This window comes from Pseudoxanthomonas sp. CCNWLW251 (assembly GCF_037402255.1).
In the GTDB taxonomy this organism is placed as follows: domain Bacteria; phylum Pseudomonadota; class Gammaproteobacteria; order Xanthomonadales; family Xanthomonadaceae; genus Pseudoxanthomonas_A.
In genome coordinates, this window is record NZ_JBBEGA010000002.1 from 1182664 (window position 1) to 1198688 (window position 16025).

A 16025-nucleotide genomic window follows, 5' to 3' on the forward strand; every position below is an offset into this window, starting at 1 on the left:
GGGTACCGACCAAGGCGCGAAGCATTCCCATTTCCCCCAACGCGCACCAGGCGCCTACCGGCCGGAACAGCCGTAGCGCGGACTATCGCACAGTCAGCCGATACCATTCCTGATCGCGCATCTCCGATGTGCGTCGCCGTGCCGGATGCCCACTATCGGCCAGAAGCGAGCGTTGGCCAACGCCTGAATTAAGCCGACCCGCGAAGCGGGCTCGGCTTGGATGAATTGTTAGGTCGCGGCCAGGTCACCAGCCACCTGCCTGCTGTTTGCGTAATACCTGATTAGCAGCCGCCAAAAAATCGTAGGCGACTGCAGGATCGGTACTCTGGTTGCCGACAACCTCTCCAGCATAGGTGTGTAGGAAGTCGGAAACTGGCCAACCCGTGGAATACCTCGCGGTGATGGCGCTCAGATCAGATTCGGCGAACTACGGATCGCGGTGATCATCGCCACCATCTGGCGCGAAAACGCACTTTGTCCGGCGAAGGTGCGCAGCATTTTGGACAGTCGAAGACTCAGCTCAGCCATTGGGAATCACTCCGTATTCGATCGACATGGTTGTGATGCACCGACGTCCGTCGGCGCTTTTGTAGTAACTGGCGTGCACCGCGAACGGCGGCTTGGAGAAGTCCATCAGGTTCGCCGGCAGCGCATGAACCCGAATTTCGAACGCGCGGTAGCCCTGTTGTTTGATTTGCCGCGCGAAGGCATCAAGATCGATGGTGCAGGGTCTCGAACCATGTGACGTTGGGGCCGGGGCAATGTAGGTGCCGAACCGGACGCCATGCACCCCGCCCGGCTGCGGGCTCACCTGGAACCAGTACTGCCAGCCACCGTCGGCGTAAGCGATGTGCCTGACGGCACCCGGCAGATCCGGGTCGGGAACCAACTGCATGTCCATGACCCGCTGGAAATTCCCAGCGTTTATGTCCGATCGCTTCCGAAGACTGGAGATGAATTTGAGCACGCGCGCGCTCAGTTCTTCGCCACTCAGCTTCACTGGGCGCTTAGCGGGTTGCGCAGTAGAAGACGCCGCAGATTTCGTCGCGTCCGGCGCAGACGCCAACACTTGCTGTGTTGCCATGCATAGCGAACAACCCATCAACATTAGCCAGACGTAGTCATGGCATTTGTCTGCCATGACCCTGATCGAAAGGATGGATGATCGGCGGCGGGTCGGCATCGAGGGTTCGCGCTTATGGTGCGCAGTGCCCAATACGGAAATATGTTTCATCGCTCCCTCCCCGCTTCGCTTGCCGTATGGTGGGCTATCCCCTAACAGCTCGATGTTAGGGCTGCTGGGTCCGGCTAACAAGCCGACGTATAACCGGATCCAGCCACTCAGTCGGAACGCCTTTCAAATGGGGCTTTGGACAGAGGAAGACCGATGTCCGCTTTGGGTCGTAAGCGGCCTCGGTCTTCAAATTTCCTGCGGTAGCCCTGTTTCGGAGTACGACTCCGCCGAATCGGACGATTTTTGCCCTCTTCGCACCCACGCTGGGGGCCCATCGTCCAGAGGCTCCGAGATGTCACATTGGTTTCCCAAGGCCGTGCGCTGGTCTACCGGCCTGGTCTTCACCCTGCTGTGCGCGGCGGTGGCGATCTACGCCTTCACCTTCCTGTTCGACGCACTCAAGCCGGAAGCGGGCAATTCACTGCATGCCCAGTTCGCGATCTCGGGTTTGGACGTACCAGCCCATTTCTTCGGCGGTGGGCTTGCTCTACTGCTGGCGCCATTTCAGATGAGCGAATGGATTCGGCGACGGATCCCGCGCCTACACCGCCTGAGCGGCGGCTTGTACGTGGGTGGGGTGCTGATTGCCGGGCTTGCGGGCTTGTCCTTGGCCCGGCATGCACAGGGCGGGGCGGCGACGGGCGTGGGCTTCGGCTTGCTCGCGCTGGCCTGGCTGGTGACTACGGGCATCGGCCTCGGCCATGCTCTTGCCGGCGACCTGGTCAGGCACCGGCGCTGGATGTGGCGCAGCATCGCCCTCACCGCGTCAGCGGTGACACTGCGGCTGATCCTGGGCGTAGGCCTCGGCGCGCTGCACCTGCCCTTCCCGCAGGTCTACCTGCTGGCGGCATGGGGCAGCTGGACGTTCAATCTGGCTGTCTGCGAACTGCTGCTGCGATGGCCGCGGTCGCTCGCGCGGATGTCCGCGACGAAAGCGCTGTCAGGCGCTCGCTGAGTCAGACGCCACATCTCGCACATGGCGCTTGCGGTAAGCGCTGGGAGTTTCACCCAACTGGCGCTTGAACGCGGCGTTGAAGGTCGACTTCGAAGTGAAGCCGCAGGCGTACGCGATGTCGAGGATGGTGCGCGCGTCGCTGGCATCGGCCAGGCAGGAGCGCGCTGCCTCGATCCGTTGGCGGCTGATGTATTCCCAGAAATTTCCTTCGAAGCGCTGATTGATGACCGCCGATACCAGATATTCCGGGTAGCCGCTGCGCTTGGCCAGCTGGCCGATGGTGAGCGCGGGTTCGCGATACAGCTGCTGCTGAGCCATCAGCTGTGACAAGCGCAGTTCAACGTCGGGGAAGCGCGGATCGTTACTACCCGGCGCCTCATCAATGTTGATGGGTGTCGGTTCGGGAACCGCCTCGATGACCACCGCCCCCTGACTGAGGCTGAGATAGCCCACCACGAATACCCAAGCGGTGACCGCGCCGTAGATCAGCGGGTAATCGATCCATGGGATCCTGACCAGCCACTGCGTGGTCGCGATGAACCAGATGACGATCTGCGATACCGCCATTACATCGATCCAGCGCAGCGACATGCTGTCTGCATCCGAACGCCGCTGCAGTAGGCCGTGCCGGTAGCGACGCACCCGCACCAGCCCGGCAATCACATACGACAGACTGTATGCATACAGCGCGATGTCCAAGCGTGGCACTTGCGGTTCTGAGGTTCCCGCCATCATTCGCGCGAACACGTCTTCCGTCTGCACCCGGTCCTGCATGAAGAAGCCGGCGTGCATGGACACGACAATGGCGAAGCCCACAAGATGCACGGTGTCGCGCCAGCCGAATGCACGCGCCTCGGTGAGCGCCCTGACGTAGACGTAGAACAGGCTGCCATACAGGAACGGAAACAGGCCGACCAAACGGAACGCCTTCAGCAGTCCGGCCGTCGGCGCATCGAAGTACATTGCCTTCACCGCCAGATCGATGCCGATCAGCGCGATCCACACCGCCAGCACGCGGTTTGCTTCGGCATTGACGGGCCGTCGCCACAGGGCCACCGCTAGCAGCGCGGCTTGGGCAGCGCCGATGGCGAAAACAATACTCCAAGAGCCCATGCATGGAAGCCGATCAGTGACGGGACGCACATTGGAATGTTAACAGTAGGCTGCATCCCTGGAAAACAGCGGCAAGGACGCAAACCCACTGGCGCGCGGCCGTGGTATGTCCCGAATTGGCCGCTAGCTGTCCTCCGAACTATTGAGTCCGCTGTCGGAAGCGGACCTCCCTGGCGTGTGCAACGCAGACGGCATGCAGCGTCTGGCGTGAGACATTCGTCGCCCCATGCACGTCGGATGCGGCAGCCGAACCAAACCGTGGTGCGCGGACAAACGGCAAGTGCGTACAGCAACGTGGACGCGGCGTGAGGACTCTGAAAGGGCGCTTACGTCCGGCACCTCGTTGAATCCACATCCACCCTTCTTGCGTAAAGCACGTGCCTACAGTGGGTAGGCGTCACCCGTTCTGATGGGAGAGGCACATGCAGATCAAACTTCTTGGCGCTGCCTTGCTGATGGCGGCAGGACCGGCATTCGCGGCAGGTCCCGAGCAGGGAAAATTCTCGATGTCGGTATTCGGCGGCGCCGACTTTCCGGTCAGCGGCGACGTCCACTCCGGCGCCGTGGCGCCGGTGCCGGATCTCGGTCCGTTGAATCCCGCACTGGCAGGCGTCAGCGCGGAGTTGCGCATCCGCTCCCGCAGCCACGAGCAGATCTACGGCAACGCCAAGTCTTATGGCCTGGAAGTGGGCTATGGACTGAGTGACCGGAGCGAAGTGTTCCTTCAGGCCAGGGAGACCAGCGCCGATGATGGTCGCGTGCGCGTCGGTGCCGCCTACGTGCCGGCGCTCGATACCGAGCTCGACGTCTTCAGCAAGTTCTCGAGCTATGACGCGTACACGTGGGAGGTAGGTTACCGGCACTTCTTTGGCGACGGCGGCCGGTTCAGGCCGTTCGTCGCGGCGCGAGTAGGTGCGACCGAAACCGATGTCATCCGGGCCACCTTCGAGATTCCCGACGCCGCGATCACGATCCCGGATGCGCCGTTCTACGAGAAGGGCTGGGCGCTGAGCGGCGGGCTCGAGGCCGGTGCGCAGATCGCGTTCACCGAGCGCTTCAGCATGACACTCGCCGCAGGGGTGAACTACATCGACGATCTGTCCGACGACGATTCCGCGATCGCCGGGCTCGGCCTGGCGACCATCAACGATACCGGCAGCCGCGTCTCGGTGCCGCTGTCCATCACCGGCCGCTGGGACTTCTGAGAACGTCCAACGGCGGGCACGGCCACGTGCCCGCCGCCCACGCCTGACGTCAGCAGCGAAGATCAAGCTGCAGGGGTCATCCCGGTTTCCACGGACGGCAGGCTAAAAGCCAAAGCTCAACGTCAATTCCTGACGCAATGGAGGCGCCTACCAAGCAGGTGCCTCCGTTCAACTGGATCAATGTCCGCTCTTGGTCTTGGATTCAAGCGGACATCGCACTCAAATGGCGTTCCGGTCTCCCTTAGTCGCTCATCGGCGGGCGAATTCGATATTCTTCGTCGCTCACATGTTCCATCCATGTGACCACCTTCCCATCCAGTGCTTCATGGATAGCAACATGGGGCATTGCAGTAGTGGGCTTGGCGCCATGCCAATGACGGTGACCAGGCGGGCACCCTATGTGGTCTCCGGGGTTGATCTCGATGATCGGTCCGCCTTCGCATTGTGTCCAGCCCTTGCCGGAGATGGCTATCAGCGTTTAACCCAGCGGATGGCTATGCCAAGCCGTACGTGCGCCCGGCTCGAACCTTACTGTTGCCCCGGAGACACGGGAAGGTGCTTCTCTCTGGAACTGCATATCTATCCTGACACTTCCGGTGAAGTACTCCGAAGGGCCCGCGCTGGACGGCAACGTTCCATTCCAATCTATACGCATGTTTTCGGCCCCCTCCGATGATGCGAGCGAGAGTGGAATCGTCCCAAAGCCAACCAACAGGACGAGAAGTGCTGAGTAAGGCGACCGTGAGGTTGGAATCCGCATAGGAACCGACACTCCATTCCGATAAGGTTTGTAAGGCATGGAGGGCCGGCTTAGTTGGCGGAGAACACCACTCGGCTATTGCGCGTTCCCAGCACTTGGCTGAGGCCGTTGGGGTCCTCAACACGCCCGAGCCGTGTATACGAGTACGACGAACGGAATGTCTTGTAGAAGACGACAACCGTACTGGAGCCGTAGAGCATCAGATCGCCCTTTTGTAGCGTGCCTGGACGTTCTGCGTGGGTTGGTAGCGCTTGCGGCAGATCGGCGTGTTTCTCATTGCCATTGAGCTCTGCCATATCGAGCGTCAAGGGAAGTCTGTCCACGAACGCGCGCGCGGCCGCAGTATCGGCCAAGGTTATGGCGAAACGACGTTCTCCGACGGTCATCCACATGCGAGCATCCTCCGAAGTAGGGGATGCACGACCTGCATCCTGGGCAACGATAACGGGTGCCTCGAACTGGCTGGCCTTGCAACCCCCGAGGATCGTCAGACCGAGCAGAACGCCCAGCCCGCGCGGGCATCCACGTTTCGCTGAGCGGTTCTGAGTGGGAACAGTGGTACTTGAGCTCATGACACGATTCCTTGAAGGATGAACCGCTTACACCGAGAGCTGCATGTGTGAGCGCGCGACCAACCGTGTCAGAAGGGCAGCAACCAGCAGCAAGGCGGCGCTCACTACGAAGCTGGCCTGGTAGCCGGCGTGGTCAAACAGCAACCCGCCCACGGTTGAGCCTAGGGCGATGGCCAGTTGGACCACTGCCACCATCAATCCGCCCCCAGCTTCGGCATCCTTGGGCAACTCCTGCGCAATCCAGCTCCACCAGCCAACGGGGGCGGCAGTGGCCATCAGCCCCCAAAGACCAAAAAGGATCGCTACGCCAGTCACCCAGGCACCCAGCGGGATGAGCGCAAGCGCGATGAATGCCATCACCAACGGAATGCCAATGAGGGTTCGATACAGGCCGCGCTTTAGGAAGGTGCCGATGACGGCGGTGCCGATGAAGCCGGCCACACCGATCACCAGAAGGATGAGAGAAAGCGTGGACACCTGCACGTGCGTGACCGTTTCAAGGAATGGCCGAACGTAGGTGAACAATGCGAACTGCCCCATGAAGAACGCACCGCACGCGGCCATACCCAGTGCAACGGGTCGACGCCGAAGCAACCGGAATGCGTTGGCAGACGTGGACGCGCTCGCGGAGGGCATGGTGGGCAAGCTGACCCATTGCCAGACCAGTGCGATGACCGCCACGGGCACAAGGCAATAGAACGCACCGCGCCAGCCGATGATCGAGCCCAGATAGCTACCCAATGGCGCAGCAATCACGGTGGCCAGCGCGTTGCCGCCGTTGAAGATGGCCAAGGCACGCGGCACTTGCGGTGGTGGCACCAGGCGCATGGCGGTGGCGGCGGACATCGACCAGAAACCGCCAATCACCACACCCAGGAGTGCGCGGCCGAGCATGTAGGTGGGATAGTTGGGCGCCAACGCCACGACAGCACCTGAAACAGCCATCAGGCCCGTCAACGCCAGCAGCAGCGTCTTGCGGTTGATGCTGCCGGCCACGATGGAGATCGACAGGCTGGTCAGCACCGCGAACGCGCCGGAAATCGCGATACCGTATCCCGCCCACCCCTTGCTGACCGCAAGGTCGGCGGCGATTGGCGTGAGTAGACTGACGGGCATGAACTCGGAGGCGATCAGAGCGAATACACACAGCGTCATGGCGAAGACACCTCCCCAGTGGGCGGATTGCGGGGCAGCGCCGCTGCGTTCGGCGTCTGCTTGGACGCCTGTCATGAGGGTCATGGTTTCGCTCTGCATGATGATGGGTAAGTAGTTCGTAATCGCATGGAGGCGAGTGCGGCGGGAGCGCTCTCAGTCCTGGCCGATCTGATCCATGTGCTTGGCATCCATGCGACCGCCATGAGCGGTGAGCACGGCGAACGCTGCCCTGATCTCTCGCAGGTCTACGTCCATTGTCTCGTCTCCGGGGGATGGCGAGACAAATGCCTCAGTTCGCGCCCAGGTTCTGCTTGAAGAAGGAAGTCAGCTTGTCGAACGGAATCAGGTCCGTGCGGTCATAGAGATCCACGTGGCCAGCACCCTTCACCCAGTAGAGCTGCTTGGGTTGACCTGCCAGTCGATAGGCTTCTTCGCTGAATTCCTTCGAGTGCGCCTGATCGCCAGTGATGAACAGCATGGGCCGTGGCGAGATGGTCTCGATGTCGTTGAACGGGTAGAAGTTCATGAACTTGACATTGCTGGTGACGGTCGGCTTCGTGGTTCTCTGGTCCGAGGCGCCAGGAGGGGTGAACTCGCCTCGCGAGGTGCGATAGAAATCGTAGAATTCGCGCTGTATGGGATGGGTATCCTGGGTCAGCTCCAGGTCCGTGCCGCCCGATACCGCAACTACCCCGCCTTCGAACTCTGCGTAGCGTTGTTCCGCCGCTGCGGCGATGATCTGCTTGCGCTGATCGAGCGTCTGTGAGTGGTTGAGCGCGTTGCGGTTGGCGGCCCCCATGTCGTACATGCTCACGGTGGCGATGGCCTTCATGCGCGGGTCGATCTTTGCCGCACTGATGACGAAGCTGCCGCTACCGCAGATGCCGAGCACGCCAATCCGCTCGCGGTCCACGAACGTCTGGCTGCCCAGGTAGTCCACGGCTGCACTGAAGGCTTCCGCATAGAGATCCGGCGCTACCGCGTTGCGTGGCTGACCCTCGCTCTCGCCCCAGAACGGCAAGTCGATCGCCAGGGTAATGAAACCCTGCTCGGCCAACTTCTGCGCGTACAGATTGGAGCTTTGCTCCTTCACCGCGCCCATCGGGTGGCCCACGATGATTGCCGGATACCGGACGCCCGCTTTGCGGTCCTTGGGCAGGAACAGGTTGCCGGCGACTTTCATCCGGTACTGGTTGTCGAAGGCGATCTTCTCCGCGACCAGTCGATCACTCTTGTAAAAGTTGTTTGCACCATTTGACATGTCTTGCCCCAACGCAGTGAATGAGCTGGCCAGCAGGGCCAATGACAGCAATGTCTTCTTCATGTTTGTTCCTCGATTACTCGGACAACGTGGCGCTGTCGATGACGAAGCGATACTTGACATCGCCCTTGAGCATCCGCTCGTAGGCATCGTTGATTTCATCGGCGCGGATGAGCTCGATATCCGCGACGATTCCGTGCTCAGCACAGAAATCGAGCATCTGCTGAGTTTCCGGGATGCCACCGATGGCCGAGCCCGCAATCGATCGGCGCTTCAGGATCAGATTGAAGACCCCGGGCGACGGGTGCGGGATGGCAGGCGCACCGACAAGGGTCATCGTCCCATCGCGCTTGAGCAGCAAAAGGAAGGCATCCAAGTCATGCGGCGCGGCCACGGTGTTGACGATCAGGTCGAAGCTGGTGGCGTGCGCGGCCATTTCCTCAGCGTTACGCGAGACCACCACCTCGTCGGCGCCGAGATCCAGGGCTGCCTGGCGTTTGGAATCGGAGGTGGTGAAGGCCACGACATGGGCACCCATTGCATGTGCCAGCTTCACGCCCATGTGGCCCAAGCCACCAATGCCGACGATTCCCACCTTCTTGCCTGGGCCGGCGTTCCAATGACGCAGAGGCGAGTAAGTCGTGATGCCTGCACAGAGCAGCGGAGCGACAGCGGCCAACTGCTCCTCCGGATGACGCACGTGCAGCACATATCGCTCGTGCACCACGATCTGCTCGGAGTAACCGCCCAGCGTGTGGCCAGGCGCATCGGCGGAAGGCGAGTTGTAGGTCAGCACCGTGCTGTCGCAATAGTTCTCCAGCCCGCGCTCGCAGTCCTCGCAGTGCTGGCAGCTGTCGACCAGGCAGCCCACGCCGACCAGGTCGCCGACGGCAAAGCCCGACACCTGCACACCGACGGCGGACACCCGGCCCACAATCTCGTGGCCCGGCACGCAGGGGAACAGGGTGCCGGCCCATTCAGCGCGGACCTGGTGCAGGTCGGAATGGCAGATGCCGCAGTAGGCGATGTCGATCTGCACATCGTGGAGACCAGGGGCCCGGCGGGTAATCTCGATGGGTTCCAGCGGCTTGTCGCCTGCGTGGGCGCCATAGGCGTTGACAGTCATGTCGGCTCCGGAGGGATGGCGTGCCTGGTGGCACGGGTATCGGAGGTCATTCTGTCGGGCGCGCGCCGCTTTGATTAGATAATAAATACTGATTTACCCTATAAGCGCACCTAATCAATAGTGGTGGCAGACTAGCCTCATGGCCAAGCGCAACCTCAATGATCTTGTCGCCTTCGTGACCGTGGCCCGGGAAGGCAGCTTCACGCGCGCCGCTGCGATCCAGGGGGTTACCCAGTCGGCGTTGAGCCAGGCGATCAAGGCGCTGGAGGCCAGGCTGGAGATCCGGCTGCTGACGCGTACTACACGCAGCGTGTCTCCCACGGCTGCGGGCGAGCGCCTGCTCAAGGCAATCGGCCATCGTTTCGATGAAATTGAAGCAGAACTGGACGCCATTACGGAGCTGCGAGACAAGCCCGCCGGCTCGGTGCGGATCACCTCGAGCGATCAGGTCCTCAAGTCGGTGCTTCTGCCCAAGCTTGTTCCGCTGATGAGGGAGTATCCGGACATCAATATTGAGTTCGATGTCTGCTATGGCTTTCGCGACATCGTGGCCGACAGGTTCGATGCAGGCGTTCGTCTTGGCGAGGCCATCGATCAGGACATGATCGCCGTGCCGATCACCCCACCGCTGAGGATGGCCGCCGTTGCGGCACCGACCTACTTTGCCACTCGCTCGCTGCCCAAGAAGCCGCAGGATCTGGTCAACCACAACTGCATCAACATCCGTCAATCCACGCGCGGCGGTGTTTACGTCTGGGAATTCGAGAAGAAGGGTCGAGAACTCAACTTCAGGGCAAGTGGGCAGGGCATCTTCAATACCTCGCCGCATATCGTGGAGGCTGCAGTGATGGGATTGGGTATCGCCTTCCTGCCCGAGGGGGAATTCGCGCCTTATCTGGACGATGGCAGGTTGATGCGGATCCTCGAGGACTGGTGCCCTCCTTTCCCCGGATACCACCTGTACTACCCCAGCCGTCGGCAGCCTTCTCCTGCCTTCACGCTTGTCGTTGATGCCCTTCGACTCTGACGCGGCACGCGAGCACAGACGCCGACAGCGTTCTGGCTTTCGTGGGTATGCCTTCACCGGAACGATCACTCCAAGGAACCTGCGCTGCCGTGCTACCCAACGCTCACACCGACGAGCTCCCGCCGCGCGGCGGTATCCCCGTTTCCCGGCAGGACGTACTGACCGACGATGCGCTGGAGATTCTTCAGTACGCAGCAGACGCAGTCGCTGCTGGCATTCCCGCTGCGCTGGTGACCCTGGTGGAAGTACATGGCGGAGCTGCCCGTCAGCCTGGCGCGCAGATGGTCGTCCTGGCTGATGGCCGCTATTGCGGATTCGTCTCCGGCGGTTGTGTAGAAGCGGCAGCGGCCCGTGAAGCATCTGAAGCCATTGCCGCTAGACGGGACCGTGTCGTTCGATTTGGCGAGGGCTCCGATTATTTCGACATCGTGCTGCCCTGCGGAGGAGGCATCACGCTCGCCATCCACGTTATCCGAAGCGACGCCCCCCTCCTGCACACCCTGGAGTGGCTCTATCGACGGCAGTCGGCAGGCCTGGCATACGCTCCGTCCGACTCGACCCTTGCCTTTGCTCCCCACGCTGTATCTACAGGCTGGAGAGGCGGCCAGTTCCTTCTCGCCCTGCCCCCAAGGCCCAGGCTGGTGATCTTCGGAAGCTCCATCGAGGCTTCGTGCACAGCATCGCTCGCACGGGCTGCAGGGTACGAGGTGGCCTTGGCCAATGACGCAGCGCCGTTGCCGTCGATCGATGAGTTCACCGCGATCGCGCTGCTGTTCCACGACCTGGACCGTGAGGTACGACCGTTGCAGACAGCCTTGGACGCAGCGCCCTTCTACATAGGCGCGTTGGGAAGCACGCGAACCCACGAGCGCAGAACACATGCGCTGCTCGCGTTGGGCTACCGGGCCGAGGATATTGCGAGAATCAAGGCACCGATCGGTATCTTCCCCAAGGCAAGGGATGCGAGCTCACTGGCGATCTCCATCCTGGCAGACATTGCAGTGGCTTGGCAGAAACGCGTCTGTGGAGGAACCGGCGATCAGCTGCGCGGAGACGCTTTGCCGGCGGCTACCCAGCCCGACGCCGTCCCTGAGCACACGAGGATGGAAGCGTGAGTGTACCGGGCACCATATCCACCGTCCGACTCACCTGCTTTATCCGAGGGGCCCACTTCGCCCCGGATACCGCACCCTTCATCGCAAGCCCGATTGATTAGCCCGGCTTATAGGGGCTAGTTTCGGACGGATATGCATTTTTAACCAGGAATTGGATAAGTTCCGGATTGGTCCCTGCACGTGCCGTACTTGCGACCGATCCATCCTGGGCCAGCCACATCGCCGACGCTTAGCGCGTTCCAGAGAGGACACCTCATGCCGCACACGCCCCCGAACGAGCCCGTCGAGTTGAATGAAGACGAGGCGGCCCTTCTCGAAGAAATGCCAACACTGGATGGGGTGGGCCAGTCGCGTCGCGACTTCATGGTTACCTCGGCCGTCGGTGGCATCGGTCTGTTTGCCGCCAACCTTCTTGTCCAGGAATCGGCGCTCGCGCACATGCCCCTGGCCGAGGGTGCAGCGATGGCACCCATCAAGGCCCAGAATGTGGTCAAGGTGAGCCTGACCATCAACGGGAAGCCTCAATCGTTGGAACTGGACTCCCGCGTGGTACTGCTGGATGCCCTGCGTGAGCGGCTGGGCATGACCGGCACGAAAAAGGGATGCGACCAGGGCCAGTGTGGTGCGTGCACCGTGCTCATCGACGGCGAGCGCGCCCTGGCCTGTTTGACGCTGGCCGCCACGCTGGAGGGTCGCAAGGTCATCACGATCGAGGGGCTGGCCGAGGGCGATCAGCTGCATCCCATGCAGGCCGCCTTCATCAAGCACGATGCCTTCCAGTGCGGCTATTGCACCCCGGGCCAGATCTGCTCGGCCGTCGGCGTGTTGAGCGAAGCCCGTCGCGGCCACGTCAGCCATGTCACCGCTGATGTGGGTACTGGCACGACGTCATTGAGCAACGATGAGATTCGCGAGCGGATGAGCGGCAATATCTGCCGGTGCGGTGCTTATCCCGGCATCGTGGCCGCCGTCCAGGAAGCGCATTCTGGACGTCAGAGCGCCCAGACATGGCAGTTCGCGACCGAAACCCAGCTGGCTGCAGTACGCAAGGAGACGGGCCATGAGACCGTTTGAGTACGTCCGCGCCGAGAACGCGGGTGCCGGGGTGGACGCTGTCGTCGGCGCTCCCGGGGCGAAATTTCTGGCCGGCGGCACCAATCTGGTCGACCTGATGAAGGAGGACGTGGAGCGGCCCACACGCCTGGTGGACATCTCCCATTTGCCGTTCCACAAGATCGAGCGCTCCCGTGCCGGCCTGTCGCTTGGGGCCTTGGCCACCAATACGCAGACGGCGAACCATCCGCTGATCCGGGAGAACTATCCGCTGCTGACCCAGGCCATCGTGGCCGGGGCCTCCGGCCAACTGCGCAACATGGCCACCAATGGCGGCAACCTGCTCCAACGCACCCGCTGCAACTACTTCTACGACACCGCCATGCCGTGCAACAAGCGCGAACCAGGCAGTGGCTGTGGCGCGCGCGAGGGCCTGAACAAGATCCACGCCATCCTGGGCTGGAGCGAGGGGTGCGTGGCGACCTATCCCGGCGACATGGCCAATGCGCTCTACGCCTTGGATGCGAGCGTGCGTGTCCGTGGTGCGGGCGGGAAGGAACGCTTGATTCCCATTGGCGACTTCCATCGCCTGCCAGGCGAAGAGCCGCACAGGGACACTGTGCTGGGGCATGGCGATCTGATCATGGCCATCCAGTTGCCGGTGGCCTCGGCCGAATTTGCCCGCCATTCGTATTACCTGAAGGTTCGCGACCGCAGTTCCTACGCGTTCGCCCTGGTGGCCGTGGCTGCTGCACTCCGCGTGGAGAACGGCGCCATCAAGGATGCACGGGTGGTCTTGGGTAGCGTGGCGCACAAGCCGTGGCGCAGCGCCGAGGCCGAGGTGGCATTGAAGGGTCAGCGACTTGGTGAAGCCGTGTTCCAGCAGGCCGCGCAGGCGGCGCTGCAGCAGGCGAGGCCCCTGGCCCACAACGCCTACAAGGTCGAACTGGCTCAACGCTCCATCGTGCGCGCTCTGACGCGTGCGGCGCACTTGGCTTAAGGAGAACACCATGGCTCGTTACCTGGGCAAGGAAACAACACGCGTAGACGGGATGGCCAAGGTCACCGGCAAGGCCAAGTACGCCGCCGAGTTCCAGATCCCTCACCTGACGTACGGTTTCATCGTCCTGAGTACGATCGCCAAGGGGCGGATCACCCAGATCGACACCCGTGCGGCCGAAGCCTCTGCCGGCGTGATCAAGGTATTTACCCATCTCAATGCCGGCAAACTGGGCAAGCCCCCGGCGGCCGATGCGTCGCCCACGTGGGCCTGGCCCCTGCAATCGGACCAGGTCTTCTTCAACGGCCAACCGATCGCCCTCGTTGTGGCAGAGACCTACGAGCAGGCGCGTCACGCCGCGCGGCTGGTGCAGGTGAGTTACCAGGCGCAGCCGCATGAGACCAACGTGGCCACCCTGCTGGATCGGGCCAAGCCGGCCCCACGGGAAGCGCCGCCGCGCGGCAATCCGCAGGCCGCCATGCAGGCCGCTTCGGTCAAGGTCCAGTCCGAGTACCGCATTCCGATCGAGCACCACAATCCGATGGAACCGCATGCCGCCATCGCATTCTGGGAAGGCGATCAACTGACGATCTTCGACAAGACCCAGAACGTCTACGGCGTACAGCAGCACTTGTCGCAAGGCCTCGGGGTGCCGGCGGGCAATATCCGCGTGGTGTCTCCCTTCGTGGGCGGTGCCTTCGGCGCCTCGCTCAAGCCCAACTACTACCCTTCGCTGACCGCCCTGGCCGCGCGCGAGCTCAAGCGGCCGGTCAAGGTGGTCTTCACCCGCGCGCAGATGTTCACCGGACACGGATACCGCCCCGAGACGATCCAGAAGGTTGCACTGGGCGCAGCACCCGACGGCAAGCTGCAAGCCATCATCCATGAGGCTTTCCACAACACCTCTTCCTTCGAGTCCTTCTCGGACAACACCACGGGCTTTCTCAAGCAGGTCTATGCCTGCCCAAATTTGCACGCGCCTCTGAAGATTGCCGCCACAGACCTGGCCACGCCTACGTGGATGCGAGCTCCCGGAGCGGTGAGCGGTATGTTCGCCCTGGAAAGCGCGATGGACGAGCTGGCCTACGCGCTGAAGATCGATCCGCTGGAACTGCGCCTGATCAACTACGCCGAAGTGGATCCGGAGAGCGGCAAACCGTTTTCCAGCAAGGCGTTGCGCGAGTGCTACCGACTGGGTGCCGAAAAGTTCGGTTGGAGCAAGCGCAATCCCGAGCCACGCTCGATGCGCGATGGCAACCTGCTGGTCGGTTGGGGTATGGCCTCCAGCGTGTGGGGCGCCATGCAGATGCCGGCCAGTGCACGGGTGACATACCGGGCCGATGGCACTGCCAGCGTTGCCAGTGCGACCAGTGACATCGGGCCCGGCACCTATACGGTCATGACCATGATCGCCGCCGAGTTCCTGGGCTTGACGCTGGAGAAAGTGAAGTTCGAGTTGGGTGATACCGACCAGCCGCGCGCGCCTGCGCAAGGCGGCTCCTGGACCACGTCCAGTGTCGGGTCCGCAGTACGCGGAGCTGCCTTGACGATCACCGAGAAGCTGCTGAGCCTGGCCAACCAGGACGCAGGCTCGCCACTGCGAGGTGCCTCGATCGATGAGGTGGAGATGTTCGAGAACCGCCTGCGCCTGAAAAGCGATGCGGCGCGTTCGGTCGACATCGCCGCGATCATGCAACGGGCTGGAACGCAGGAGCTGACCGAGGTCTACGACTCCAAGCCCTCCCCCGAGCGCGAGAAGTACGCATCGCTCGCCCACGGCGCCCAGTTCGTCGAAGTCAAGGTCGATCCCGAACTGGGGACGGTCCGCGTCAGCCGCGTCATCGAGATCACCGCGTGCGGCAAGATCCTCAACCCCCTTGCCTCGCACAGCCAGGAGATCGGCGGCGTCGTCTGGGGCATCGGCATGGCACTGGAAGAAGCCACCGAGATCGACCACCGCTACGGCCGCATCATGAACGCAAGTCTGCAGCACTACCACGTGCCGGTGAATGCCGACATCCACGCCATCGAGACGATCTTCGTCGAGGAAGACGACACCGTCGTCAACCCGCTGGGTGTCAAGGGCATGGGAGAGCTGGGAATGGTCGGCATTCCGGCTGCCATCGCCAATGCGGTGTACCACGCCACAGGCAAACGCATTCGTGATTTGCCCATCACACCCGACAAACTGGTCTAGCCAGCCCGCAACTCGCTTGTAGCCGAGCTCAGGTGCAGGGGTCGGTCAGCCAGAAGCTACATACCGCCGAGAAGTTGGACTGCGTAGCTTTAGAAGCTGGACACGGTCGGAGGTGGCCTCCTAGCAACAGGAGAGGCGACGACAGAAGCGAGCGTAGCGGTTGGCTCATGTCCGTCATGCGGCTTTCGCGAGTGCGGCCTCTACTCGGTTGACCATGGTCCACTCCCAGATTGCCAACGGTCTAATCCGCAG

The 16025-nt window shown here is 62.2% G+C and carries 12 protein-coding genes and 3 pseudogenes; 8 read left to right on the plus strand and 7 right to left on the minus strand.

All coding sequences use genetic code 11. From position 1 onward, the window contains the following. Positions 1-520 precede the first annotated feature (520 nt). On the minus strand, positions 521-1234 hold the full coding sequence (locus WBN46_RS12655) for a hypothetical protein (protein ID WP_337731823.1): 714 nt from the start codon (positions 1232-1234) through the stop codon (positions 521-523). 316 nt (positions 1235-1550) lie between these two features. Between WBN46_RS12655 and WBN46_RS12660 the strand changes: the two genes are divergently transcribed. After that, entirely contained in the window at positions 1551-2189 is a 639-nt protein-coding gene (locus WBN46_RS12660) for a DUF2306 domain-containing protein (RefSeq protein WP_337731824.1), read from the plus strand. On the opposite strand, the gene WBN46_RS12665 is transcribed toward WBN46_RS12660, so the two are convergent. Next, positions 2175-3302, minus strand: a complete 1128-nt coding sequence (locus WBN46_RS12665; RefSeq protein ID WP_337731825.1) for an AraC family transcriptional regulator — start codon at positions 3300-3302, stop codon at positions 2175-2177. The genes WBN46_RS12660 and WBN46_RS12665 overlap by 15 nt on opposite strands. A 422-nt stretch (positions 3303-3724) precedes the next feature. Here WBN46_RS12665 and WBN46_RS12670 point away from each other — a divergent pair, with 422 nt between their 5' ends. Beyond that, on the plus strand, positions 3725-4507 hold the full coding sequence (locus WBN46_RS12670) for an autotransporter outer membrane beta-barrel domain-containing protein (RefSeq protein WP_337731826.1): 783 nt from the start codon (positions 3725-3727) through the stop codon (positions 4505-4507). 241 nt (positions 4508-4748) lie between these two features. Here WBN46_RS12670 and WBN46_RS12675 read toward each other — a convergent pair. The 5 genes and pseudogenes from WBN46_RS12675 to WBN46_RS12695 all read right to left on the minus strand — a co-directional run bounded on the left by WBN46_RS12675 (position 4749) and on the right by WBN46_RS12695 (position 9381). Then, positions 4749-5162, minus strand: a pseudogene (locus tag WBN46_RS12675) (cupin domain-containing protein). Positions 5163-5317: 155 nt separating this feature from the next. Then, positions 5318-5839: a cyclophilin-like fold protein gene (locus tag WBN46_RS12680; protein WP_337731827.1), complete on the minus strand. Its 522-nt coding sequence runs from the start codon at positions 5837-5839 to the stop codon at positions 5318-5320. Positions 5840-5866: 27 nt separating this feature from the next. Next, complete coding sequence (locus WBN46_RS12685; protein WP_337731928.1) at positions 5867-7069, minus strand: MFS transporter; 1203 nt, start codon at positions 7067-7069, stop codon at positions 5867-5869. Between the two features lie 214 nt (positions 7070-7283). After that, the gene (locus tag WBN46_RS12690; protein ID WP_337731828.1) at positions 7284-8318 is read right to left on the minus strand and encodes an alpha/beta hydrolase; all 1035 of its coding nucleotides are present in this window, start codon (positions 8316-8318) and stop codon (positions 7284-7286) included. 13 nt (positions 8319-8331) lie between these two features. Continuing rightward, complete coding sequence (locus WBN46_RS12695; RefSeq protein WP_337731829.1) at positions 8332-9381, minus strand: NAD(P)-dependent alcohol dehydrogenase; 1050 nt, start codon at positions 9379-9381, stop codon at positions 8332-8334. A 139-nt stretch (positions 9382-9520) separates the two neighbouring features. Between WBN46_RS12695 and WBN46_RS12700 the strand changes: the two genes are divergently transcribed. The 6 genes and pseudogenes from WBN46_RS12700 to WBN46_RS12725 all read left to right on the plus strand — a co-directional run bounded on the left by WBN46_RS12700 (position 9521) and on the right by WBN46_RS12725 (position 15773). Beyond that, on the plus strand, positions 9521-10408 hold the full coding sequence (locus WBN46_RS12700) for a LysR family transcriptional regulator (RefSeq protein WP_337731830.1): 888 nt from the start codon (positions 9521-9523) through the stop codon (positions 10406-10408). 89 nt (positions 10409-10497) lie between these two features. Then, entirely contained in the window at positions 10498-11523 is a 1026-nt protein-coding gene (locus tag WBN46_RS12705; protein WP_337731831.1) for an XdhC family protein, read from the plus strand. A gap of 321 nt (positions 11524-11844) precedes the next feature. Then, positions 11845-11939 (plus strand): annotated as a pseudogene (locus WBN46_RS12710) (twin-arginine translocation signal domain-containing protein); the annotation flags it as partial. A gap of 46 nt (positions 11940-11985) precedes the next feature. Beyond that, positions 11986-12501, plus strand: a pseudogene (locus WBN46_RS12715) (2Fe-2S iron-sulfur cluster-binding protein); the annotation flags it as partial. Between the two features lie 82 nt (positions 12502-12583). Further along, the gene (locus WBN46_RS12720; RefSeq protein ID WP_337731832.1) at positions 12584-13576 is read left to right on the plus strand and encodes a xanthine dehydrogenase family protein subunit M; all 993 of its coding nucleotides are present in this window, start codon (positions 12584-12586) and stop codon (positions 13574-13576) included. Positions 13577-13586: 10 nt separating this feature from the next. Further along, positions 13587-15773, plus strand: a complete 2187-nt coding sequence (locus WBN46_RS12725) for a xanthine dehydrogenase family protein molybdopterin-binding subunit (protein ID WP_337731833.1) — start codon at positions 13587-13589, stop codon at positions 15771-15773. The last annotated feature ends 252 nt before the right edge of the window (positions 15774-16025 follow it).

Coding starts and splice junctions, on each gene's coding strand:
- WBN46_RS12655 (WP_337731823.1), bottom strand. CDS start 1,234: ATGAAACATATTTCCGTATTGGGCACTGCGCACCATAAGCGCGAACCC.
- WBN46_RS12725 (WP_337731833.1), top strand. CDS start 13,587: ATGGCTCGTTACCTGGGCAAGGAAACAACACGCGTAGACGGGATGGCC.
- WBN46_RS12700 (WP_337731830.1), top strand. CDS start 9,521: ATGGCCAAGCGCAACCTCAATGATCTTGTCGCCTTCGTGACCGTGGCC.
- WBN46_RS12665 (WP_337731825.1), bottom strand. CDS start 3,302: ATGGGCTCTTGGAGTATTGTTTTCGCCATCGGCGCTGCCCAAGCCGCG.
- WBN46_RS12680 (WP_337731827.1), bottom strand. CDS start 5,839: ATGAGCTCAAGTACCACTGTTCCCACTCAGAACCGCTCAGCGAAACGT.
- WBN46_RS12670 (WP_337731826.1), top strand. CDS start 3,725: ATGCAGATCAAACTTCTTGGCGCTGCCTTGCTGATGGCGGCAGGACCG.
- WBN46_RS12690 (WP_337731828.1), bottom strand. CDS start 8,318: ATGAAGAAGACATTGCTGTCATTGGCCCTGCTGGCCAGCTCATTCACT.
- WBN46_RS12720 (WP_337731832.1), top strand. CDS start 12,584: ATGAGACCGTTTGAGTACGTCCGCGCCGAGAACGCGGGTGCCGGGGTG.
- WBN46_RS12695 (WP_337731829.1), bottom strand. CDS start 9,381: ATGACTGTCAACGCCTATGGCGCCCACGCAGGCGACAAGCCGCTGGAA.
- WBN46_RS12685 (WP_337731928.1), bottom strand. CDS start 7,069: ATGACAGGCGTCCAAGCAGACGCCGAACGCAGCGGCGCTGCCCCGCAA.